Consider the following 1,409-nt stretch of genomic DNA (forward strand, 5'->3'; position numbering starts at 1 on the left):
CCCCTGTCGCCTCAACCCCGTGCCACGATCCGCCCCGTGACCTCCCCCAGGCCCACGCGAGTGCCGTCCGCGCCCGGAGCCCATGCCGACAGGGTCACGACATCGCCGTCCTCCAGGAACGTCCGCTTGCCGTCCGGGAGTTCGAGGGGGTCGCGGCCGTTCCAGGTCAGCTCCAGGAGCGAACCCCGCTCGCGTTCCGTCGGGCCGCTGACCGTGCCGGAGCCGTACAGATCGCCGGTGCGGAGGGAGGCGCCGTTGACCGTCATCTGGGCGAGTTGCTGGGCGGCGGTCCAGTACATGGTGGAGAACGGCGGCTCGGAGACCGGGTGGCCGTTGATCGCGACGGTGATGCGGAGGTCGTAGCCGCCGGGTTCCTCGGCCGAGTCGTCCAGGTAGGGAAGGAGGTCGTGCGTGCGCTCCGGCGGGGTTGCCCGCGACTCCTCCAGCGCGTCCAGCGGGGTGATCCACGCCGACACCGACGTGGCGAAGGACTTGCCGAGGAACGGGCCGAGGGGGACGTACTCCCAGGCCTGGATGTCGCGTGCCGACCAGTCGTTGAGGAGGCACAGGCCGAAGACGTGTTCGCGGAAGTCGGCAAGCGGCACCGGCCGGCCCATCGTCGACGGCGCGCCGACCACGAAGCCGACCTCCGCCTCGATGTCCAGGCGGACCGACGGGCCGAAGACCGGCGCCGGGTCGGCGGGGGACTTGCGCTGGCCGGACGGGCGTACGACATCCGTGCCCGAGACCACGACGGTGCCGGCGCGGCCGTGGTAACCGATCGGCAGGTGCTTCCAGTTGGGGGTCAGGGAGTCGGGGGCGTCGGGGCGGAAGATGCGGCCGACGTTCCGGGCGTGGTTCTCCGAGGCGTAGAAGTCGACGTAGTCCGCGACCTCGAAGGGGAGGTGCAGGGTCACTGCGGAGAGCGGGTGGAAGTACGGGGCGATCGTGTCCTGGTGGGACGGGACCGTCACCCACGCGGTCAGCGCGCGGCGGACGTCGGACCAGGCCGTGTGGCCCGCGGCGAGGAGCGGGGTGAGGGTGGGGTGCGCCAGGAGGGAGGCGTACGGCGAGCCGAGTGCCTCCGCCGCCGCGCCCGCGTCGAGGACGTGGTCGCCGAGCCGGACGCCGACGGTCCGTTCGGCCGAGCCGACGGGCGAGAAGACGCCGTAGGGAAGGTTGTGCGGGCCGAAGGGGTCGCCTTCGGGAAGATCGAAGGGGGGCATGGGTGCTGCCTCACTCTCGTGCGTACGCGCATGTGGCCGCGCCACACGTTACGGGTGAGTTGCGGGAACCGGCAGTGTCTAAAGAGTTCGCAATGTCCGAATAGGTCTTGTCGGAGGAGGCAATTCCGGCTTAGCGTCCTTTGGGGGACACGGACGGGGTGGGTCCGGTCCGTAGGGGGGACA

Annotated in this window: 1 protein-coding gene; it reads right to left on the reverse strand. The window is 71.0% G+C overall.

What is annotated here, in order from left to right; translation table 11 throughout:
* Positions 1–11: 11 nt before the first annotated feature.
* Positions 12–1,226: a fumarylacetoacetase gene (gene fahA, locus AC31A1_RS51390; RefSeq protein WP_489659910.1), complete on the reverse strand. Its 1,215-nt coding sequence runs from the start codon at positions 1,224–1,226 to the stop codon at positions 12–14.
* Between the last annotated feature and the right edge of the window lie 183 nt (positions 1,227–1,409).

This window comes from Streptomyces sp. P5F9, assembly GCF_057961495.1.

Coding starts and splice junctions, on each gene's coding strand:
- fahA (WP_489659910.1), bottom strand. CDS start 1,226: ATGCCCCCCTTCGATCTTCCCGAAGGCGACCCCTTCGGCCCGCACAAC.